General features: G+C 69.2%; 32 protein-coding genes. 5 read left to right on the top strand and 27 right to left on the bottom strand.

Features of this window, described 5'->3' with window-relative positions:
• Positions 1-128: 128 nt before the first annotated feature.
• Entirely contained in the window at positions 129-419 is a 291-nt protein-coding gene (locus IPJ59_RS31620) for a DUF4326 domain-containing protein (protein WP_463673383.1), read from the bottom strand.
• Between the two features lie 622 nt (positions 420-1041).
• On the opposite strand from IPJ59_RS31620, the gene IPJ59_RS31615 reads away from it, so the two are divergent.
• Entirely contained in the window at positions 1042-1386 is a 345-nt protein-coding gene (locus tag IPJ59_RS31615) for a hypothetical protein (protein WP_293274858.1), read from the top strand.
• A 184-nt stretch (positions 1387-1570) separates the two neighbouring features.
• Here the strand turns inward: IPJ59_RS31615 and IPJ59_RS31610 are convergent, their stop codons facing one another.
• From IPJ59_RS31610 to IPJ59_RS31510, 22 genes are all read right to left on the bottom strand, one after another.
• Complete coding sequence (locus tag IPJ59_RS31610) at positions 1571-2182, bottom strand: hypothetical protein (protein ID WP_293274856.1); 612 nt, start codon at positions 2180-2182, stop codon at positions 1571-1573.
• Positions 2182-2433: a hypothetical protein gene (locus tag IPJ59_RS31605; protein ID WP_293274854.1), complete on the bottom strand. Its 252-nt coding sequence runs from the start codon at positions 2431-2433 to the stop codon at positions 2182-2184. Before IPJ59_RS31605 ends, IPJ59_RS31610 begins: the two co-directional genes overlap by 1 nt.
• A gap of 87 nt (positions 2434-2520) precedes the next feature.
• The gene (locus tag IPJ59_RS31600; RefSeq protein WP_293274853.1) at positions 2521-2733 is read right to left on the bottom strand and encodes a hypothetical protein; all 213 of its coding nucleotides are present in this window, start codon (positions 2731-2733) and stop codon (positions 2521-2523) included.
• 36 nt (positions 2734-2769) lie between these two features.
• Complete coding sequence (locus IPJ59_RS31595) at positions 2770-2937, bottom strand: hypothetical protein (RefSeq protein WP_293274851.1); 168 nt, start codon at positions 2935-2937, stop codon at positions 2770-2772.
• On the bottom strand, positions 2934-3209 hold the full coding sequence (locus IPJ59_RS38350) for a site-specific DNA-methyltransferase (protein WP_366524732.1): 276 nt from the start codon (positions 3207-3209) through the stop codon (positions 2934-2936). The genes IPJ59_RS31595 and IPJ59_RS38350 overlap by 4 nt, the downstream gene beginning before the upstream one ends.
• Entirely contained in the window at positions 3131-3907 is a 777-nt protein-coding gene (locus IPJ59_RS38345; RefSeq protein ID WP_366524734.1) for a DNA methyltransferase, read from the bottom strand. Before IPJ59_RS38345 ends, IPJ59_RS38350 begins: the two co-directional genes overlap by 79 nt.
• A gap of 47 nt (positions 3908-3954) precedes the next feature.
• A complete protein-coding gene (locus IPJ59_RS31585) occupies positions 3955-4281 on the bottom strand; it encodes a hypothetical protein (protein WP_293274849.1) in 327 nt (108 codons plus the stop codon).
• Positions 4278-4499 carry a hypothetical protein gene (locus tag IPJ59_RS31580; RefSeq protein ID WP_293274847.1) on the bottom strand — a complete coding sequence of 74 codons (222 nt, stop codon included), beginning with the start codon at positions 4497-4499 and terminating at the stop codon, positions 4278-4280. The genes IPJ59_RS31585 and IPJ59_RS31580 overlap by 4 nt, the downstream gene beginning before the upstream one ends.
• Positions 4496-4636 (bottom strand): hypothetical protein, encoded by a 141-nt coding sequence (locus tag IPJ59_RS31575; protein ID WP_293274846.1) that lies wholly within the window; start codon positions 4634-4636, stop codon positions 4496-4498. Before IPJ59_RS31575 ends, IPJ59_RS31580 begins: the two co-directional genes overlap by 4 nt.
• Positions 4633-4806: a hypothetical protein gene (locus IPJ59_RS31570; protein WP_293274844.1), complete on the bottom strand. Its 174-nt coding sequence runs from the start codon at positions 4804-4806 to the stop codon at positions 4633-4635. Before IPJ59_RS31570 ends, IPJ59_RS31575 begins: the two co-directional genes overlap by 4 nt.
• Positions 4803-5669 carry a recombinase RecT gene (locus IPJ59_RS31565; RefSeq protein ID WP_293274842.1) on the bottom strand — a complete coding sequence of 289 codons (867 nt, stop codon included), beginning with the start codon at positions 5667-5669 and terminating at the stop codon, positions 4803-4805. Before IPJ59_RS31565 ends, IPJ59_RS31570 begins: the two co-directional genes overlap by 4 nt.
• Positions 5666-6580: a YqaJ viral recombinase family nuclease gene (locus tag IPJ59_RS31560; RefSeq protein ID WP_293274840.1), complete on the bottom strand. Its 915-nt coding sequence runs from the start codon at positions 6578-6580 to the stop codon at positions 5666-5668. The genes IPJ59_RS31565 and IPJ59_RS31560 overlap by 4 nt, the downstream gene beginning before the upstream one ends.
• A 203-nt stretch (positions 6581-6783) precedes the next feature.
• Entirely contained in the window at positions 6784-7596 is an 813-nt protein-coding gene (locus tag IPJ59_RS31555; protein ID WP_293274839.1) for a hypothetical protein, read from the bottom strand.
• A 160-nt stretch (positions 7597-7756) separates the two neighbouring features.
• Entirely contained in the window at positions 7757-8053 is a 297-nt protein-coding gene (locus tag IPJ59_RS31550) for a hypothetical protein (protein WP_293274838.1), read from the bottom strand.
• A 315-nt stretch (positions 8054-8368) separates the two neighbouring features.
• Positions 8369-8536, bottom strand: a complete 168-nt coding sequence (locus IPJ59_RS31545; RefSeq protein WP_293274837.1) for a hypothetical protein — start codon at positions 8534-8536, stop codon at positions 8369-8371.
• On the bottom strand, positions 8533-8712 hold the full coding sequence (locus IPJ59_RS31540; RefSeq protein WP_293274835.1) for a hypothetical protein: 180 nt from the start codon (positions 8710-8712) through the stop codon (positions 8533-8535). The genes IPJ59_RS31545 and IPJ59_RS31540 overlap by 4 nt, the downstream gene beginning before the upstream one ends.
• Positions 8709-9629 (bottom strand): head GIN domain-containing protein, encoded by a 921-nt coding sequence (locus IPJ59_RS31535; protein WP_293274834.1) that lies wholly within the window; start codon positions 9627-9629, stop codon positions 8709-8711. Before IPJ59_RS31535 ends, IPJ59_RS31540 begins: the two co-directional genes overlap by 4 nt.
• On the bottom strand, positions 9626-9856 hold the full coding sequence (locus tag IPJ59_RS31530; protein WP_293274833.1) for a hypothetical protein: 231 nt from the start codon (positions 9854-9856) through the stop codon (positions 9626-9628). The genes IPJ59_RS31535 and IPJ59_RS31530 overlap by 4 nt, the downstream gene beginning before the upstream one ends.
• Positions 9857-10328: 472 nt before the next feature.
• On the bottom strand, positions 10329-10934 hold the full coding sequence (locus IPJ59_RS31525; protein WP_293274831.1) for a GIY-YIG nuclease family protein: 606 nt from the start codon (positions 10932-10934) through the stop codon (positions 10329-10331).
• Positions 10931-11203 (bottom strand): hypothetical protein, encoded by a 273-nt coding sequence (locus IPJ59_RS31520; RefSeq protein ID WP_293274829.1) that lies wholly within the window; start codon positions 11201-11203, stop codon positions 10931-10933. Before IPJ59_RS31520 ends, IPJ59_RS31525 begins: the two co-directional genes overlap by 4 nt.
• Positions 11203-11502 (bottom strand): helix-turn-helix domain-containing protein, encoded by a 300-nt coding sequence (locus IPJ59_RS31515; RefSeq protein ID WP_293274827.1) that lies wholly within the window; start codon positions 11500-11502, stop codon positions 11203-11205. The genes IPJ59_RS31520 and IPJ59_RS31515 overlap by 1 nt, the downstream gene beginning before the upstream one ends.
• Positions 11503-11840: 338 nt before the next feature.
• Positions 11841-12806 carry a tyrosine-type recombinase/integrase gene (locus IPJ59_RS31510; RefSeq protein ID WP_293274826.1) on the bottom strand — a complete coding sequence of 322 codons (966 nt, stop codon included), beginning with the start codon at positions 12804-12806 and terminating at the stop codon, positions 11841-11843.
• A 152-nt stretch (positions 12807-12958) separates the two neighbouring features.
• On the opposite strand from IPJ59_RS31510, the gene IPJ59_RS31505 reads away from it, so the two are divergent.
• The 4 genes from IPJ59_RS31505 (at position 12959) to IPJ59_RS31490 (ending at position 15314) form a co-directional block, all read left to right on the top strand.
• Entirely contained in the window at positions 12959-13711 is a 753-nt protein-coding gene (locus IPJ59_RS31505) for an SGNH/GDSL hydrolase family protein (RefSeq protein WP_293274824.1), read from the top strand.
• A 63-nt stretch (positions 13712-13774) separates the two neighbouring features.
• Positions 13775-13993 (top strand): hypothetical protein, encoded by a 219-nt coding sequence (locus IPJ59_RS31500; RefSeq protein WP_293274822.1) that lies wholly within the window; start codon positions 13775-13777, stop codon positions 13991-13993.
• 74 nt (positions 13994-14067) lie between these two features.
• A complete protein-coding gene (locus IPJ59_RS31495; RefSeq protein WP_293274820.1) occupies positions 14068-14331 on the top strand; it encodes a hypothetical protein in 264 nt (87 codons plus the stop codon).
• Positions 14332-14555: 224 nt separating this feature from the next.
• Positions 14556-15314, top strand: a complete 759-nt coding sequence (locus IPJ59_RS31490) for a DNA-methyltransferase (protein WP_293274819.1) — start codon at positions 14556-14558, stop codon at positions 15312-15314.
• 370 nt (positions 15315-15684) lie between these two features.
• On the opposite strand, the gene IPJ59_RS31485 is transcribed toward IPJ59_RS31490, so the two are convergent.
• Genes IPJ59_RS31485 through IPJ59_RS31470 form a run of 4 tightly spaced genes read right to left on the bottom strand, consistent with a single transcriptional unit; the run spans position 15685 to position 17460 of the window.
• Positions 15685-15936: a hypothetical protein gene (locus IPJ59_RS31485; protein WP_293274817.1), complete on the bottom strand. Its 252-nt coding sequence runs from the start codon at positions 15934-15936 to the stop codon at positions 15685-15687.
• Positions 15933-16343, bottom strand: a complete 411-nt coding sequence (locus IPJ59_RS31480; protein ID WP_293274816.1) for a hypothetical protein — start codon at positions 16341-16343, stop codon at positions 15933-15935. The genes IPJ59_RS31485 and IPJ59_RS31480 overlap by 4 nt, the downstream gene beginning before the upstream one ends.
• Positions 16343-16960: a hypothetical protein gene (locus IPJ59_RS31475; RefSeq protein ID WP_293274814.1), complete on the bottom strand. Its 618-nt coding sequence runs from the start codon at positions 16958-16960 to the stop codon at positions 16343-16345. Before IPJ59_RS31475 ends, IPJ59_RS31480 begins: the two co-directional genes overlap by 1 nt.
• Positions 16960-17460, bottom strand: a complete 501-nt coding sequence (locus tag IPJ59_RS31470) for a hypothetical protein (protein ID WP_293274813.1) — start codon at positions 17458-17460, stop codon at positions 16960-16962. Before IPJ59_RS31470 ends, IPJ59_RS31475 begins: the two co-directional genes overlap by 1 nt.
• Positions 17461-17473: the final 13 nt, after the last annotated feature.

Below are 17473 nucleotides of genomic sequence, written 5' to 3'. Positions count from 1 at the left end.
AGCGGTGAGTGCGTCGTACTCGCTGAGTAGCCGGACGACGAGACGCCTGGCGTAGTCGAGGGTGGACGGGTCGGTCGGGATGCCGTGCTCGGCCCATTGGGCGATCAGGTCGCGGTCAAGGGGGAGGATCATGGCTGGGTCTCGTTGGCGAGTCGGAGCAGGACGGCCGCATGGCACCAGTCGGGCTGGCCGGGTTCGGGGAGCGGGCACCAGCACGCCAGGTTCTTCCCGGCGAGCTGGTCGCGGATCTCGGCCAGTGTTGGGTACGGCGCAGTGTGCGTGGACTCCCTCGCCGTGGGGTCGTCTGTTGCGGTCAGCGCCTGGAACATCAGTGTGACGATCGTTCTTGACGCGAGGTCGGTGCTTTGGCAGCCGGTGGCGACCCGGTACGGGTTCCCCCACTTGGTCGGGCGGGCCACGCTGATCGAATTTGGGGGCAGCTGCCAGCCCTTCCGGCGCGACAGTTGGACACGCTGCGGGGTCACGATGCTCCCCCGGAGAAAAAAAGGCGAAAAGAAAAAAAAAAACCCCCCCGAGCCAAAAACCCCCCCCCAAGCCGGCCCCCGGCGCAAAAACCGCGGGCCGCCCCCAAGCCGGCCCCCCCCCGAGGGCGCCGAACCCCCCCCCCCCACCCCCCGGCCGGACGACCGAACAAAACCCGGGGCAGGGCCCCGGGCCGGGGCCAGAAAGCCGGGCAGGGAGGCCCCCCCCGGAACCCGCCGCGGGCCCGGCCGCGGGCGGGGGGCCCGGCGAAGCGCCGACCCGGCCCCCCCCGGGCGGCCCCGGGGGGGGCCCCCCCCCCCCCGGGGCGCCCCGCGGCGGGCCCCGGTCTCCGATGTCGTTGACGTGGACGCCGACGCGGAACGTTGCGAGCCTGGCTCGTTCGGTGGCTTGGGCTCGTTCGGCGATCGCCCGGCCTTTGGCGGCGGCCATCGGGTCGGCCACCACCGTCGGACGTGCCGTCTGCGCCGGGAAGGTGCGCTTCCAGGTGTCCCGGTGGTGGTCGCCGTTCGGGCAGTGGCACGGTCCGACAGGGCAGTTGTGCCCGCAGTCCTCGCGGTGCGGGTCGGGGCAGTCGTCGCGGTGGTAGTGCTTGAGCCCGTCACCGGCGCAGGTCGAGCAGTCGATGCGCTGGTGTTGGCTGGCGGTGTCGATCTTGGCGTAGATGGTGAGGAAGTCGGCGATGGTGGCCGATCGGGTGGAGTATGCCTTGAGGCGCGCGAAGGCGGTGCCGGTCGCTCCGTGGTCGAGCGGTTCGAGGGTGTCTTGCCATTCGGCGGCGGCGGCTGGGGTGAGTTGACCCCAGGTGGCTTCGATGCGGTCGATGAGGCGGCGTGCTTCGGCGGGGGTCATCAGAATGCCTCGGCTTTCCCGGTGGTGCCGTAGACGAGCAGGTGGGCTGCCTCGGTGGGGGTGAGTCCTTTGGCGAGGCTGGAGCGGATTTCGGGGAGGTCCTGGTGTGCTTGGTCTCGGAGGACTGCCCGGTATCGGGTGGGGTTGCCGATGCCTTCGGGTCGTTTCTTGGCCCGGTTGAGTCTGAGTTCGGTGGCGTGGTGGATGGTTTCGTCGATCAGCCGGTCGAAGGCGACGTCCCCCTCCTCCTCCTCCTCGGGTGGTGGGGTCGCGACCAGCGTGAGTTTCGAGGAGGTGGAGGGGATCTCTCTGGTTCTGGTACTGGTACTGGTACTGGTTCTGTCTTTGGTTCTGTCTTTGGTTCTGTCTTTGGTTCTGGTTCTGGTGTCGAGGACAGACCTTGGACAACCTGTCGCGTCCCCAACGTGTCCGAGGGGGACACATCGTGGACAGATTCGGTCGTTCCGGCCTTCTTGGCCGCTCTGTACTGGGCTTTCTTCTCCGCGGCGGCAGCGCGCTTCGCGTCCACTTCGACCTTCAGCGGGTTCCACCTGCGCCAGACTTCCTCGGGAATTCTCCATCCGAGTTCGACCTTTTCGAGCGCGCCGAGCTTCGCGAGCCGATTCAGCTCCTTCATCTTCGTCTTTTGGTCGACGTCGACGGTGAAGTGAGCGAGCGCGACACGTTCGATCAGGCCGTCGGTCATGTTCTCCTTCGAGTACATGACGGCTTCCATGTAGATGAGTCGGGCCAGCGCGCCGGCTTGGCTCATCTTCGGGTCGCGTGGCATTCCGCAGTCGAAGCGGGCGTACAGTCCACCGGCGGCCATCAGTCCTCCTCGATGCAGATGACGAACGTGTCGGGCTCGAAGGAGCACAGGTGTGCTTCAATGCCGACGATGTCGAAGGTCCTGGTGTGGTCGGTGGAGTTGGTGTGAAGCTCGACGCTGATCTTCGACCTGGGGTCGATGTCGCAGCGGGCCATCATGTCGTCGATGAACTCGACTAGGCCGCCGACGTCGAGGTACATCGGCAGGTTCGGCCGAGCATTCGTGCGGGTCGGGGCAGTATCATCCGCCATGTCGTTCAGCGCCTCCTTCGTAGGTGCTGCGGCCAGGTCCCGGGTGCGTCAACACGCCGGGACCACCGCTATGTGTTGGTAAGAAACCTAGCCCGAGGCGGTGTGGTCGTTCAAGCATTCCCGACGGATCTGCTTGAGGCGCTGCGTGCTGAGCGTCGCGGCCTTGGCGATCTCGGCGCGTGCTATCCCGGCCTCCATCGCGGCGACGATGGCCGTGTTGCGCTCGGCCTTGGCGGTGTCCAGCGCGGCGGCGGTCCTGCGCACCTCGCGCAACAGTCGGCGGGCGGTCTGGTCGTCCACGTGCATCTCCTTGCAACGTAGTGGCGGGGGCCGATGTCATGCTGGGACCTCCGGGTCGGGGATCATGGCTCCGTGCCTGGGGCAGCGGGGTGGTGTGCGGGTGGCGACGGTGACCCCGTTGCGGCAGCCGCGCAGCGGGCAGATCCAGTGGACCGGCCGGCATGGCTGGGTGGGGATGGTGAGCGGGAGCTGGGCGGCGGTCATGCTGGGGTCCGTTCGGCTTCGGTGAGGAACATGCCGACGCGTTCGCGGGCGAGGTCGAGGTTGGACTCGTTGATGTCGAAACTGATGCAGTTGCGGCCGTGTCCGGTGGCCACCGCTGCGGTGGTGCCTGACCCGCCGAATGGGTCGAGGATGGTGCCGCCTTCGGGGCACGAGGCGATGACGGGTCGGGTGATCAGCTCGGGCGGGAACGTGGCGAAGTGGGCGCCGTCGTAGCCGGACGGGTCGATGACCCACCAGTCGAGCGGTGGCACCCCCTTGTCGCTGGCCGGGATCGTAGGCCTTGGTGATTCGGTTGTCGGGGGGGGCCCCCCGGGGGCCCCCTGCCGCGCCCCCCTGGGCGCGGCCCGGGCCCCGCGCGCGTTCGGTTCCCCGAGTCGGCGCGTTCCTGGGCTATGGCGGCAGCGTCGAAGTAGTAGTCGCGCCGCTTTGCCGCCCACACGATGAGTTCTGTCGCTGTGCGGAACCGGTCGTCGCATTGCCCTGGAGTGACCCGTGGCTTGCACCACGTGACCTTCGGCCGGACGACCCACTGCCGGCACGGGTCGCCCGTGAGTAGGTTTCGGCCGTAGGCGAGACTGGCCCCGAACAGTTCGGGGATCCAGCACGTGGACTTGCGCAGCGGGAACCCGCGTTCGGCGGCCATGCCATCGGTCGGCCAGCTTGCGGCCTTCCAACGGTTCTGCCCGGCGCGATCCCCACCCTCGTTGTAGTCCCCGCCCGCACCGCCCGAACCAGCGGCGGTGTCGCCCAGGTTGACCCAGATGGTGCCGTCGTCGCGGACGACCCGCCACAGCTCATCAGTGATGCTGAGCAGTGTGGCCAGGAACTCGCCGGGGCTCGGTTCCTGCCCGATCTCTTTGTCGGCGTCGGGGTGGTCGGTCGGGAGGTAGCGCCGTTTCCGCCAGTACGGCGGCGAGGTGATGACCGAGTGGACCGACCGGTCGGGCATCTCGGCGAGCAGTCGGCGTACATCGCCGGTGTGCCACACGGCGGCGCTCACTGGTCGTCTCCTGGCTGGTAGAGCACACAGGCGGGCCAGGAGGTGCGGATGTCGGACGCGGCGCTGTGTGACGTACCGAGCCGGTGGAGGTCGCATTTGTGCCACGTCTTGGCCCGGCTGGTGTAGTGGGTGACGGCGTGGTGGTGGACGCAGGTCGCGCAGGTGAGCCCGGTGCCGGCGAGTGGCTTCCGGGTGGCCGGGTGGATACCGACATCCATCAGGTCTCGGTCGCGGATGGTGCGTCGGGCGTCCGCGGACAGGTCGGGTCGCTCCTTCGCTGTGGTGATGGTGGGCGGGCCCGGGTCGAACAGGGTGTCGCTCATGCTGCGCTCACCTTCGGTCTGCCGGCGCGCGGGAACCGGCCACGGACGGTGTTGTGGGTGCCAGCCCGTGACAGCCGGACCGTGACCACGAACTCGCCGTGCGTGTCGCACACGAGCACGCCGATGGTCTGCACGCGGCCGTTGTTCGCCTCGTTGATGAGCCGCAGCGGGACCTCGCAGGCCGGGCAGGTGACAATGAACTTGAGGCCAGTGATCACGTCCACTCCTTGGCGATGCGGGCGGCTCGAGCCGCGGCGCGGCGGGCGTCGAAGTTGGCGAGCACCACGGCCAGGAAACGCTCGAAGCGGTCGGCGGTGCGCTGCAGCTCGCGGTCGGACTTGGGTTCTCGACTCACTCGCGCTCCACCCCCTGATCAGCGGCAATGAAGTCGGCGAAGATCTCCAGTAGCGCATAGCGGTGGCGGATCCGGTCGTTGAACAGGATCTCGGCCAGGCGGGTGCCGTCGTTGGCGAACATCGCGAACGTGCCGTTGCTGGTCAGCCGGAAAGCCGGCTCGGCGCTCACTGGGTGGCCTCGGTGATCTCTCCGGTTGCGACGTCGATCACGTTGGTGTCAGCCAACAGCTCGGAGTCGGCCTCGGGAAGCTCCATCTGTGGCACGACCGCCAGGTGTGGCATGGGTGCGGCGTCGTCCGCTGCGGCGGTTGCCTCGATGACCTGCTGACGTAGTTCGGCCGACGTGGGAAGCTTGTCGAGTAGCCGACGGATCACGGTCTTGATCGCCATCGCGTCGAAGTGCTCGACCCATACCTTCGGTGGGTTTCCGTCGCGGTCCTTCTGAGCGAACCGGTCGCGGTGACGCTCGACCTGGGCGACCGACATCAGTAGGAAGGCCGGGCGTCGGCTGTCGGCGAAGTGAGCGACGGCGTAGTAGGCGATGGGTGACCCCGGATCGCCGAGCGTGGGCCGGTGGTGGAGCTTGGCGTCGGTGCCGCGCTGGAAGTCGTAGGTGTCGTTCTCGTAGATGACGTCCACGTCGACGGTGATCCCGGCGCGGGCAGCGAGGTCGATCATGCCTCGGTAGCCGAGCTGGAACGTGGCCTGCCACTCCTTGCGCCAACCGTCGTCGGTCTTGAGACTGACCTGCCGCGGGATGAGGTACGCCTGGCCGCGCACGTCCGACACTTCGAGCCCCAGCTGGGCTGCTTGCATCAGTCCGGCGAGGATGCTGGTCTGCGAGCACTGAGCGAGTTTGGGCACAGTGTTGATGGCCGTCAGCGCACACCTCACGAACCGCTCGGCGCCGACATGGCGAGGCAGTGCCATCGCGAACTGCGACTCGCTGCGCTTGATGGCATCGCGCAGGTCTGCGCCTGGGCGGCGCTCAGCGGCCTTGGCCTCAGATGCCTTCTGCAGGGTGCTGGTCATGATGCCTTCTTCTCCTTGTGGGTGACGGTGCGCAGGGTGCGCACGGTGGTGGGCTCGACCACGTAGCCAGCCCGCAGTGACGAGCGGTAGGTGATGACGGGAACGCCATCCACGGTTCCCGTCTCGGCGTCGCCGAGCGCCAGGCGGATCGTGTTGTCGATGACCTTGATGCGCTTGTCGGCGACGGCGACGGACGCCTTCAGCCGCGCCCGCTCGTCGAGTTCAGCGGCGATCGCCGACAGGTCGGCGGTCTCCCCTTCGACGTGGTCGGGCCAGATCGTGCGGATGGTCGAGGACGTGACGTCGAGGTCGTCGGCGGCCGGCGCGACGTCAGCGAGGACGTGGTCGGTCCAGAACGCCGCGGCGCGCCCCTGTAGCCAGTCGAGGTCGGCCTCGCAGTCGGCCATCGACAGCTCGAACACCTCGAACCGGAACCCGGCGAACAACACGGCAAGCCAGCAGTGCTCCAAGCCCGTGACGCCCATCTCCCACACGCACTGAGCGCGGATCGAAGGCGGGATGCCGTCGGGCCACCCGAATCGACCGTCGGTCTTGAACTGCACCGTCCCGAGCACGTCGTCGATCGACGACTCGGCGGACTCGGCCACGAAGCCATCGACGGTGCAGCGGAAGTGAGGCATCGCGCGATGTGTGCACCAGGTCTGCTCGCCGAGCACATGCAGGCCGGTGCGCTCATGGAACAGCTGCGCCAACGCGCCTTCGAGCACTTGCCCGATCCGCTGGCGGTCGGTCGTCTCTGTCGGCTCAGTCCGGCCGGTCTTGTCAGCCCACACACTGACGGGCGAGCCGAAGTTCGACAGGCCACAGATGGCCGGGATGTCCGACCCACCAATGCCACCCCGTCGCCAGTCGAGCCATTCAGAGCGGACGTTGTCAAGGGTGTCGGTCATGGTGTGCTCCGTGCGTGTCGTGCAAGCTCGTCGATGAGCGCCTGCTGATGGTCGGGGACGATCACGAGCCGGGCGTCGACCCCGGCCCGCGTCAACGCGGTCAGCCACGACACCTGGTCGGCGGTCGGGTTGTTGCCGTGCCGCTTCAGTTCGATGACCCACAGGCGGCCGTGTCCGCAGATGACGAGATCGGGCCATCCGGGTCACCTTGGATGGCGCTGGCCCAGCGGCCGGCGCGGCTGGCTGAGCCGCCGTGCGACGAGCCCGATGAGGATGAGTGCTGCTGCTGTGGCGGCGATGGCGCTGGTGGCTGCGGCCGGGCCGGTGGCGGGCAGCGTCCCTTGCGGGCCTGGCGGCACAGACGGGCCGGTCTGGACGGTGGCAGGGGTGGTGCCGGCCGGGTCGGTGTCGGGGGTCGTGCTCGGCGGCTCAGTGCCGGGCGTGGTGTCGGGCGTGGTTGGGGCCGGGTCGGTGGCGGGGGTGGTCACCGCAGGATCCGTCGGCGGGGTCGTGGGCGTCGTGGCGGGTGGCTCGGTCGGCGGGGTCGTAGCCGGCGGATCTGTCGGGGGGGTCGTCACTGGCGGATCCGTCGGGGGCGTCGTTACCGGCGGCTCAGTGGGCGGGGTGGTCACTGGCGGGTCCGTCGGCGGGGTTGTGCTCGGCACACACCCGTCGGGCCTCGTCGCGGTCAACGTCACAGGCCGCTGCGTCACCCCGTTCGCCCACCGGACGACGAACGTCAGCGCCCACGAGTCCGCCGTGAGCGGCCCCGACGCGAACGTCACACTGTCGCCGGGCTCGGCCGCTGTCTTGACCACGTCACCGGCGGTGACGGTCATCGGCCCGGCCGACCAGCCAGCGCCCTCCACCGGGTAGACGACAGTGACCTCAGCGGACCACACGCCCGGGGCCGTGCACTCGACCGTGACGGTGTGCGTCGAGTGGTGCGCCGACGTGACGGCAGGTACCGCCAGGACGGCAGCCAGCGCCACCGCGGCGGTCAGAATCTTCCTCATTACTCTCTCTCCTTGCTTGTTGGTTGGTTGGTTGGCGGTCATCGCTCACCGCCGTGCTCGGTCGTGGGGTCGTGTTTGCGGCACCATGGGGTGTTGGTGGCCGTGTTGGAGCAGCGGCGGCGGCTGGGGAAGATGTAGGCGCATCGCACCCGTTCGGCGCTCATCGCTCACCGCCGAAAATGTCGAGCTGGCCCGGGAGTTCGGCCGGGCGCAGAGTGGTCCCGAACGCGGCCCGGTGCATCGTCACCGGCAGCCCCTGACCGCCGTCGATGACGACACGGCCCTGCCGGATCTCGATGACGGTCCAGGTGTCGCCTTGGCTGTCGGTCCAGCGTGACCCGACGGTGACGCGTGGCTGGTCGGTGGCGATCGGGTCGTGTGTGTGGGTGTCGACGCCGCCGTGCCCGCAGCCACCGTCAGCCAGGTCGACACGCTCCGGGTCGTCGAACAGGCCCATGTACGGGTTGGCGGTCATGTCGGCCTCGCCCGGGAGGGTGATGGTGGGCGGTGACCAGACGAGTGAGTCCGTCCTCGCAGGCCGCCCGTACAGGACCACAAGTGGTTGGGTCGCAGATGATGCCAGCACCCCCACCGGTCTGTAGGTGGGATGTGGAGCGGTCCAGCGCGGCTGCGATGCAGCGCTCTAGACCCTCGGTCAGCTCGAACGGCTGCCCGGCATGGATCGCTTCCGATTGAAGCCACCTGACAGCGTCGTCCCTGGCGGTCATGTCGTCCTCCACGGGATCAGGGGCATCCGTCTTCCGTACAGCGGTCATGGCCGCCAGTCCTTCGGTGGTCCGGCCAGGATGCGCGCCGCGAACCGGTCACCGCGGCCCTTGGTGCGCTCCGCGGCCAGCGTGTAGCGGGCGTGCGCCTCCGTCCTGGCGGTGGCGAGGATCTGCGCGGTGCGCGACTCACACAGGGCGGCGACCGGGCTCATGACCGTCCCCCGTCCACGCGGCGCAGCATCGGCCGGGCGATCCCGTGCGGCGGGGTCGGGTCGGTGTCGAGCACCACGGCCACCGCCCGGTGGGCGGCAGCGATCACGGCGGCGTGGTGCCGTGCCCGCCGGGCCACGTCAGCAGCCCAGACGTCCACCAAGCGTTCGGCGGTCATCGAGCGATCTCCCGGCCATTCCGGTCAACCTCAGCGACCACACGACACGTCCGCACCTTGCACTTCGCGACCGCACCCGACAGCAGCGACGGGATCGGCACGATCTCACCAACCGGGACCTCGACCCGCACCCACCGGGAGGCATCAGACCGGTATGTGGTCGCCTGGCCCGTCGTGGGTGACAGATGCAGGCCTCCACCGCACTCGCTGCGAGCGTCGAAGTCCGGGGCGACTGGCTCGGTCCCTACGTCGTAGCGGACCGGCCGGTAACTGTGTCCGGCCGTCAGGTCGCCGTCGGTCGCTTTGTAGAGGCTCGCCATCCCATCCGTGACAGCTACGCCGTGGACGGCGCACCATGTGACCGGGTCTGTCTCGGTGATGGCGGTGAGGTCGATGAGAGTGCCGCCGTGGACGACGGCTCGGCCGGAGTGGAGATAGACGGCGACGAGCGGTGACGCCTGGACGGTGGCCGAGCCCGACGCCCGGACGGTGGCCGAGCCCGACGCCCGGACGGTGGCCGAGCCCCACGCCTCGACGGTGGCCGAGCCCGACGCCTCGACGGTGGCCGAGTCCGACGCCCGGACGGTGGCCGAGCCCGACGCCTCGACGGTGGCCGAGCCCGACGCCCGGACGGTGGCCGAGTCCGACGCCCGGACGGTGGCCGAGCCCCACGCCTCGACGGTGGCCGAGCCCGACGCCTCGACGGTGGCCGAGTCCGACGCCCGGACGGTGGCCGAGCCCCACGCCTCGACGGTGGCCGAGCCCGACGCCTCGACGGTGGCCGAGCCCGACGCCCAGACGGTGGCCGAGCCACCAACGGATAGCCACACGCCGGCCGGTGAGTCGATGATGATGCCCTGGCTGCCGGCCGCGATCGCGGCGTCCAACTCGGCCTGTGTCTTGACGATGATGCTCATCGCAGTCCCTCCCGTTCGAAGATGTCTCGTACTTCCCTGTCGACTTGTGGCTGGGTCCAGCCGTCGATCACCTGTCGTGGCCGGCGTGCGCAGCGCACACGGTCCCTGGTCGCCCGGCGTGCCGCGGCTGCGCCGATCGTCTGACCGGCGAGCCCGCCGGCAACGGCGAGCACCACGAGCACGCCGGCCTCGACCAGCCCGAACGCGACGAAACGGAGCAGACTCACGACACGCCCGTCTCGGTGCGGTGCTGCCGGGCGACCAGGACGCCGCCCCCCGGCCAGGCCGGCGCGCGCCGCGCGGCCCGCGCCCCCGGGCCCGGCCCGCGGTCGGCGCCGCAACGAGCCGGGTGCCGGTGGCGACCCGCCGGTACGGGCCGCGGGCGTTCACGCGGGCCACCGTCGGTGCGGGTAACAGCGCAGCGTCGCCCGAGCGGACGACCGTCCCTGAGCGACTTGCAGCGCCGCCGTGGCGGCGTCGAGCACAGCCAGCGTCCACAAGTCGTACGCGAGGCACTCCAGTGGGGAAGTCGCCGGGGACGAGCGCGCGCCGCGCCGCGCAACACCCGGACGTAGGCGGTGACGCCCCCCCCCCCCCCCCCACAAGCACCAGGTCGGCGAGCCGGACACCCTCCGGCCGCAACGAGCCCGCTGCCGCTCGTGGACCGGATCAGACCCGGCCGGTACGGGACACGACCGCTCACGCCGCACCTGCCTGCGAGTCATGCCCGGCCAGGAGCGTGCAACCCTGGCCGGGCAGCCGCCGCTCAACCGCAGGGGGGGACGCGGGAACGACGGCGAACTTGGATGTTCCGCGCACGGCGGGGAACAGGTACTTGACGGGCACCCCGAAGAACCCGGCGATCGCTTCGGCGCGGGCACGGCTGGTGCGGCCTCGATCGTGCGCCAAGTTCGCCAGCGTCTTCCGATGTATCCCCGTTGCTTTGGCGACCTCCACGATCAGCACACCGCGCTCGGCGAGCAACGCCCGGAATCGCTCGCCTTCCATCTCGACACCGCGGGGTCGCCCTGGCGCTCCCGTGTGTGCCCTGGGTCCAGTGACTGAGTGCTGCGAGTTGTAGAGCGGGCAGCCGGTGCGGATCAGTTCGGCCTCGACACTGAGGGCGGTGGCCCGTTCAGCGAAGTGTTGGACCTTGATCGTGGCGACCTCGTGGTACCAGGGTGTGGCGCTGGTGTGCCCGTAGAACCGGACGAGCATGTTGCCGGTCGCTCCGACGTACAAGAGTTGGCCGTCTGTGTTGAAGAACTGGTAGACGACGGTGGTGGTGTAGGGGTTGCTGCTCACGCCGCGCTCCCCTGCTGCTGGTCGAGCCCGAGGTATTCGAGGATCGACTTGCGGCTGACGGCCCACATGGCGGCGGGGGCTTCGGGGTCGATGAGTCGGATGCGTCCGGCGGCGATGAGTTCCTTGATGCGGCGGACGTTGGGCTCGCCCTTGTGTTCGCCGCGGGTGACGTGTTGGCGGAGCACGATGGCGGTTTGGCGGAGGTCGAGGAGTGGGTAGTCGGCGAGGATGCGGGCGGGGGTTTCGTCGAGGGTGGGCGTGTCAGACATCACGCCACCTGCGCGATCTCACCAACGCGGCGGCGACTGAGGGACGGCCAGATCGTCTCCACGTCCTGCCCCACCGCGAAAGCGATCGCCGCTCGGAGGTAGTCCCGCGGCACGATCGCTCCGGCCTCGACCATCTTGATCGTCTGCGCAGTCGTGCCGACCTGGGCGGCGAGCATCGTCTCGCTCAGGTTCTCGATGCGCTGTCGGAACTTGCGCACACGCTCTCCGCACTCGATGGCCCATGGGCCTCTCGGTCCGAGGTATTCGCGGAGCGCCGGGGAGTCGATGACTTCGATCACGACTTCAAGCTAACACATCCAGTCTCAGACTTCAAGTCTGAAATAACCGGCCAAAGTTAAAGATGTGGCATGGTGTGGAGGATGGTGGACGTGGACGTTCGCAAGGAAATACAACGCCTGCTTGCAAGCGAGATGCCGCACGGCGCGATCTCGGCCATGGCCCGCCACCTCCAGATCGAGGCAGCTAGCGTCAGCGCATGGAAGAAGGGCCACGCCCTGCCGGAGCGTCACCGATGGGCCGAGATCGAGCGCTCGAGGACATCGTGTTCTTCCTGGAAGATCTCGCTTGCAAGGCCGCCTAGGCGTCACCAGGCCCGGTCGGTGAGCCACTTTGCCATTCACCGGCCGAGGATGCGGGCCACGGTGTCGGCGGCGTCCCTGTCGGCGGCGGGGATCCGGTGCCCGTACCGGTCGGTGGTGGTGCGGGTCTGCGTGTGCCCGGCCCGGCCACCGGCCACCTTCGGTGCGACCCCGGCGGCGAGCTGCTCGCTGATGATGTAGTGGCGGAGGTCGTGGAGCCGGATCGTGTCCGGCAGCCCGTGCTTGCGTCGCAGCCGGTCCCACTGCTTGGACACCCAGTCGGGACGCCAAGGCTCCTCCCCTGCCCGGTGCGAGAACACCCACACGGGTTCGCCGAGCCCTTCCTTGGCGGCTTGGGCGCGTTGACGGTCGTGGTGGGCGCCGAGCGCGTCGGCCAGGCCGGGGTCGATGGCGACGACCCGGTAGCCCTTCTTGCCGGACTTCCCCGCGCCCAACTCGACCCCGCCTGGTCGCCAGCGCAGGGCAGGGCCGATGGTGATCGAGTCGGACCCGACGTACTCCCAGCGGAGCGCGCAGAGTTCACCGCGGCGGGCCGAGGTGGTGGCCGCAGTGTTGACGAGCAGCCACAGCCGGTCGGCGGTGTCGGCGAGCATCGCCGCGACCTGGTCCCGGTCGGGTAAGGATTCGGCGCGTTCGGGCTCCGGTGGGGCGCTGACGACGTGGAACGGGTTGCGGTCCACCCATTCCCACGACTGGGCCATGCTGAACACGGCGGACAGGATCGTGTGTGCCCGGCGCACCCGGTGGACGGTGAGGCCGTCGCGAGTGAGGGTGGAGAGCAGTTGGCGGACGACGATCGGGCCGACCTCGGACAGCCGGCGCTCGATGAACGGACGGGGGAGCCGCTCGCGGATCCGGCGGGCGTCGGCGATGTAGGCGGGGCTGGCGGTCGAATCGGCGATCCACGCTTCGAGCGCCTCGGCGACGGTCGGGTCAGCGGTCGGTGCGCCTCCGAGTTCAACCAGCGCCCGGCTGGCCTCCATCGCGGCTTCGCTGCGGGTGGGGCGGGTGATCTTGCGGCGCTGGCCCTTGTGTTGGACGACCGCGACCCATGAGCCGTTGGGCTTCTCGTACAGGTGCATGTCCGCTAGTATTCCCCGCGTTCCCCGAGAATGGAAAGTCGAGGTGGCCGAAAATGAGTGCTGACCTGGTGGGCGTGGCGGGATTCGAACCCGAGACCTCTACCGTGTCATGGTCCGGCCAGGCGCATCGGGCCAGCGTACGGACGCCGGGAGCCACGCCGGGGCACTGGAATCGCCTGGGGTTTACCGGGGCAGCGTTCCCCGCCGTTCCCTGGCGGCGGCTAGTGGTGGTATTGGCGATGGTGGTGGCGGGTCTCGTCGTGCCGTTGGGGCGGGTGTCGGCTGAGGGTGGGTCGTGTGATCGGGTGACGATCGTGGGGGACTCGCTGGAGACGTGGGTTGGTGGTGAGGCGTTGCGTGCCCGGTTCGCCGAGGCCGGGGTGCCGGTGCTGGTGGATGCGCGGGTTGGCCGGTCGGTGAATGCTGGCCGGCGTCGTGTGGCGGCGATCCGTGCCGAGCACGGCGACTCGAGTTGCTGGGTGGTGGCTCTCGGCACGAACGACGCGTGGGGTGCGGCGGGTGCGGGCTCGGGGTGGCGGCGTACGGCGTTTGGGTGGCGGGTGCGGGCGATGCTGGCCGAGATCGGCGATGGTCATCGGGTGTGGTGGGTGAATGTGGCGACCCGGCGGGCTGGTCTGGCCCGGTCGTTCGCCGACTTCAACGCGGCGCTCTCGGCTGTTGGTGTGGTGGTGGTGGATCATGCGGGGCTGATGGCGGTGGCTGGCGGGTGGGCTGGTGATGGGGTGCATCTGTCGGGTGCGGGGTATGTGCGGCGGGCGGAGCTGGTGGCCGGCGCGGTCGGGTGACTAGTCCCAAGAATCTCTGTCCAGATACTTGACACTGATGTCTAGGTTCTATACACTAGTGACATGACCACAGACACCAGCTACAGCACCGCCAAGGCCCTCACCGGCACCATCCGCATCGGTGGCAACACCTTCCCCGCCCGCGACTGGCTCAAGGCCCAGGGCGCACGGTGGGACGCCGCCCGCAAGACCTGGACCATCGTCCTGCGGGGCGGCAACCAGGCCACCGTCAACCTCCTGCAGGGCATCGTCTCCCGCGGGATGCAGTGGGAGCGTGCGTGATGGCATGGCACGACGACGACATCGCCCTCGCAGTGTGGGCGGCATACGGCGGGGCCAGGGCGCTCGGGTTGACGATGGACGAGGAGCCGCCGGTGACGATCGCCCGGCTGCGGCGCAACGGGTACGGGTGGGCCGAGACGGCCGACGAGTTGGGGATCGCCCCGTCGATGCGCCGGGAGCTGGCCGAGGCGGCCGCATTCGCCGGCATGGCGCGCTGGTCGACGGCGCGGCGGGACCAGGCGATCCGGGAGGCGGTCGAGGGCGGGTGCACGCTGCGGCCGCTCGGGGAGGCGACCGGCCTGTCGCACGGCGCGATCGCGTTAATCGCCAAGGCCTGAACGCGAAGATCCCCCCGTCACCGGGTGAGGGTGACGGGGGGATCTCTTTGCGCTCCCGGTCAGCCGGGGTCTTCGGCTTCCGTCCGGTTGTGAAAAAGGTCGGTGCTCATCCGCGTTCGCCTCGTGCGGCTCGGTTGCAGCCGGAGGGCTATGACTCATGTTGAGCATAAAGACCTCCGATCGGTCGGTTGAAGTTCTACCAGCAAGATGGAAGAATCTCTACCATGATCGAGCCGTATTACTCGGATGACCACGTGACGATCTACCACGGGAACTGCCTCGAGCTCGCCGACCTGTGGACCTCCGCCGACGTGATGGTGACGGATCCGCCGTACGGCGAGACGTCGCTCGCTTGGGACCGGTGGCCCGTCGGGTGGCCACAGATGGTCGCCGAGTTGAGCAGCACGATCCAGCAGCTCTGGTGCTTCGGATCGACCCGCATGTTCCTCGACCGCCGCGACGACTTCGCAGCGTGGAAGCTCGCCCAGGACATCGTCTGGTCGAAGCCGCGAGGCCGCGGGGTGATGAACGACAGGTTCAACCGATCCCACGAGCTGGTGACCCACTGGTACCGAGGTGCGTGGGGCGACCTCCCACTGACGCCACCGCGCGTGCCGAAGACGGTCCCGTGGACGGTGAAAGCAACCCGCAACGGCAGCGTCGACGACGGCAGCAAGGTCCGCCCGATGGCAGGCGGGTCCTACCAGGACGACGGGACACGGCTCATGCTGACCGTCATCCCTGGCGACCCCGGCGACGCCAGGACCACGCTGCATCCGACACAGAAGCCGCTTGAGGTGCTCACGCCGATCCTCCGGTACTCGTGTGCGCCAGACGCTGTGATCGTCGACCCATTCATGGGTTCTGGGTCGACGCTGCGCGCCGCAAAGGATCTTGGGTTGAAGGCGATCGGCGTCGAGCTCAACGAGGAGTACTGCGAGAAGGCCGCCAGGCGGTGCGCCCAGGAGGTGCTGTTCACATGACCGTGTCCGGGGTGAGGGCTGCCGGGCTGGCCCATCGGCTACTCGCCGCGGGGGTGTGCGGTCAGTGTATACGCAGTACGCACACCGCTGAACACTTCAAGCCATGCGGCGTTTTTCGCTCAATTCCTCCTAGTTGGTCAAGCATGATGGTCAGCTTGAGCCAGGATCAACTGCGATCTGTGGGTCGGGGTCGGTGGCCGGTGACCCCCCCGGGGGGGCCCCCGCCCTGGACAGGTGCCCGGCAGGCGGTGGGCGGGTTACCTGCCGGGCGACCTTGCGGCCATCCGCCGGTCGAGTGTGTGGATGGCGACGACCGGGCCTGCGCACCAGGCGGCGACGACCACCACAGCGCACAGCAGGCAGCGGCGGATCACCCGGTGTAGTCCATGGCGGGGGCCTCGTACCAGTCCACCGCCACCGCCAACTGGAAGGTGCCTGCGGCGTCCATCGCTTGCGGGTTGCGGATCAGGAGCGCCTGGCCGGGGTCAAGCTGGATCGGTTGCGACTCTGCGCCGGCGGCGAACTCCCACACGGCATCGCGGTACGCGCCCGCCGCGCCCATGTGGGTGAGCGACATCTCACGGTACGGGTTGGCGTTGACGGTGCCGGCGACGGTGATCACTCCTGTGGCCGAGATGCGGATGTCGCCGCCGTTCGCCGCGGAGAACTCGCTGGTGCTCCTTCCGTGAGCAGATGTGCGAGCAGGTCCGCGAGCCCGTCCATGAACACCGGCATGTCCTGGCGGAGTGTCTCGACGTACGAGACGGTGTTGCCGGTGGTGGCGGGCGGGGCGTTGCGGTAGGTGTCGGCGTGGGTGCGGAGCCAGGCGATCGCGTTGACGAGCGCTGTCTGGCGGGCGGCTCGAGCCTCTCCGATGGCGCGGGTGGCGAGCGCTGCCGTCTCGGCCGGGGTGAGGGGCCGCGTCGTCGCCCCCTGACCGGTGCGGGTGTAGACCCCGGTCGTGTCGTCCCACGTCTCGGTGTACAGCACCAGCCCGGTGGGGCCGGTCGTCGTCTGCGTCAAGGTCATCAGGATCTCCGCATCGTCGCGAACGTGTACGTGTTCGTGATGTTGTAGTGACTGACGGTGATCGTGGCGGGGCAGGTGGTCGCGCCGCCCGTAACGAAGATCCAGCCAGCGAACCGGTTGTAGCCGTCCAGGTCAATCCCGTTGCAGCCGTCGTCCTCGAACTGGAGACCGTACACGGTCGGCGCTGACGCCGACCCGGACACAACCGCGGCGGCGATGTACAAGCCGGGCGGGGTGGTGAGCGGCGCAGCGAGCGTCGCCACCTTCGAGCCGACCGTGGCCAGGCTCGTCCCCGACGTGTCCGACCCGGACACCATCGTCCCGACCGTCGACGTCTGGAAGTCGGTGATGCTGTACAGGGCGCACGCCGCGACCGCGCCCGCCTGCCCGGCCGACACCGTCAACTTCCACGCATCCCACGTGACCGCCTCGCTCACTGCGACCGGCCAGCCGTACACCCACTCCACGGTCGGGGTGACCGACACAAGCCCGCCCAACAGCCGCCCCGGCAGACCACTACCCAACCGGGTGCGGTTGAAGCCGAACGGGACCGATACCGGCCCGCCAACGGTGACCTCGGTGACGACACCAGAGGCGAGCGCGAGAACCTTCGGCATCAGGCGAGGGTGATCGGTTCGCCGGCCTGGAAGTTCAGCGACGTCGCCGAGGTTGCCCATCCGACACGCTGGACCACCTGCCCGGCTGCCGACGGCGCGGCCGACGCCACCCCGCCAGCGGTCGTCGCCAGGAACAGTTCGCCGGCCGTGAGCCCGGTGACGGCGGTGTTCGAGCCCTCGAAGTAGACGGTCGCGGTCGCGCCGTTGGCGACCGCGGAGAGCACGAACCCGTGGGCGCGTTTGCCGGCGGTCGTCGCGTCAGCCTTGCGGACCTTCGGCCCGCCCGAGTTCCACACGTTCACCAGATCCCCAGCCGACAACGCCTCTGAGGCGGTGATGGCGGCCGTGTCCGCGCCGATCCCGACCGGCATCATCGACGCATCGATCCTCCCGGCCGCATCCAGCTGGGGGATCTTGCCGGCGTCACCGGCGCCAGCCGACGACGCAAGCCCGGACACCTCGGTGAGGGTGCCGGACACGTTGGCGATGTACTTGGCCATGAGATGCTCCTTG

The sequence above is a fragment of the Nannocystis sp. genome (genome assembly GCF_016714285.1).
GTDB lineage: Bacteria > Myxococcota_A > Polyangia > Nannocystales > Nannocystaceae > Nannocystis.
The sequence above is the reverse complement of the archived record's forward strand: the minus strand, read 5'-3'. Positions and strand labels throughout refer to the sequence as shown.

Coding starts and splice junctions, on each gene's coding strand:
- IPJ59_RS31610 (WP_293274856.1), bottom strand. CDS start 2,182: ATGGCCGCCGGTGGACTGTACGCCCGCTTCGACTGCGGAATGCCACGC.
- IPJ59_RS31605 (WP_293274854.1), bottom strand. CDS start 2,433: ATGGCGGATGATACTGCCCCGACCCGCACGAATGCTCGGCCGAACCTG.
- IPJ59_RS31595 (WP_293274851.1), bottom strand. CDS start 2,937: ATGACCGCCGCCCAGCTCCCGCTCACCATCCCCACCCAGCCATGCCGG.
- IPJ59_RS38345 (WP_366524734.1), bottom strand. CDS start 3,907: ATGCCCGACCGGTCGGTCCACTCGGTCATCACCTCGCCGCCGTACTGG.
- IPJ59_RS31585 (WP_293274849.1), bottom strand. CDS start 4,281: ATGAGCGACACCCTGTTCGACCCGGGCCCGCCCACCATCACCACAGCG.
- IPJ59_RS31565 (WP_293274842.1), bottom strand. CDS start 5,669: ATGACCAGCACCCTGCAGAAGGCATCTGAGGCCAAGGCCGCTGAGCGC.
- IPJ59_RS31560 (WP_293274840.1), bottom strand. CDS start 6,580: ATGACCGACACCCTTGACAACGTCCGCTCTGAATGGCTCGACTGGCGA.
- IPJ59_RS31555 (WP_293274839.1), bottom strand. CDS start 7,596: ATGAGGAAGATTCTGACCGCCGCGGTGGCGCTGGCTGCCGTCCTGGCG.
- IPJ59_RS31550 (WP_293274838.1), bottom strand. CDS start 8,053: ATGGGCCTGTTCGACGACCCGGAGCGTGTCGACCTGGCTGACGGTGGC.
- IPJ59_RS31545 (WP_293274837.1), bottom strand. CDS start 8,536: ATGAGCCCGGTCGCCGCCCTGTGTGAGTCGCGCACCGCGCAGATCCTC.
- IPJ59_RS31540 (WP_293274835.1), bottom strand. CDS start 8,712: ATGACCGCCGAACGCTTGGTGGACGTCTGGGCTGCTGACGTGGCCCGG.
- IPJ59_RS31535 (WP_293274834.1), bottom strand. CDS start 9,629: ATGAGCATCATCGTCAAGACACAGGCCGAGTTGGACGCCGCGATCGCG.
- IPJ59_RS31520 (WP_293274829.1), bottom strand. CDS start 11,203: ATGTCTGACACGCCCACCCTCGACGAAACCCCCGCCCGCATCCTCGCC.
- IPJ59_RS31510 (WP_293274826.1), bottom strand. CDS start 12,806: ATGGAGGCCAGCCGGGCGCTGGTTGAACTCGGAGGCGCACCGACCGCT.
- IPJ59_RS31505 (WP_293274824.1), top strand. CDS start 12,959: ATGAGTGCTGACCTGGTGGGCGTGGCGGGATTCGAACCCGAGACCTCT.
- IPJ59_RS31500 (WP_293274822.1), top strand. CDS start 13,775: ATGACCACAGACACCAGCTACAGCACCGCCAAGGCCCTCACCGGCACC.
- IPJ59_RS31495 (WP_293274820.1), top strand. CDS start 14,068: ATGGACGAGGAGCCGCCGGTGACGATCGCCCGGCTGCGGCGCAACGGG.
- IPJ59_RS31490 (WP_293274819.1), top strand. CDS start 14,556: ATGATCGAGCCGTATTACTCGGATGACCACGTGACGATCTACCACGGG.
- IPJ59_RS31480 (WP_293274816.1), bottom strand. CDS start 16,343: ATGACCTTGACGCAGACGACGACCGGCCCCACCGGGCTGGTGCTGTAC.
- IPJ59_RS31475 (WP_293274814.1), bottom strand. CDS start 16,960: ATGCCGAAGGTTCTCGCGCTCGCCTCTGGTGTCGTCACCGAGGTCACC.
- IPJ59_RS31470 (WP_293274813.1), bottom strand. CDS start 17,460: ATGGCCAAGTACATCGCCAACGTGTCCGGCACCCTCACCGAGGTGTCC.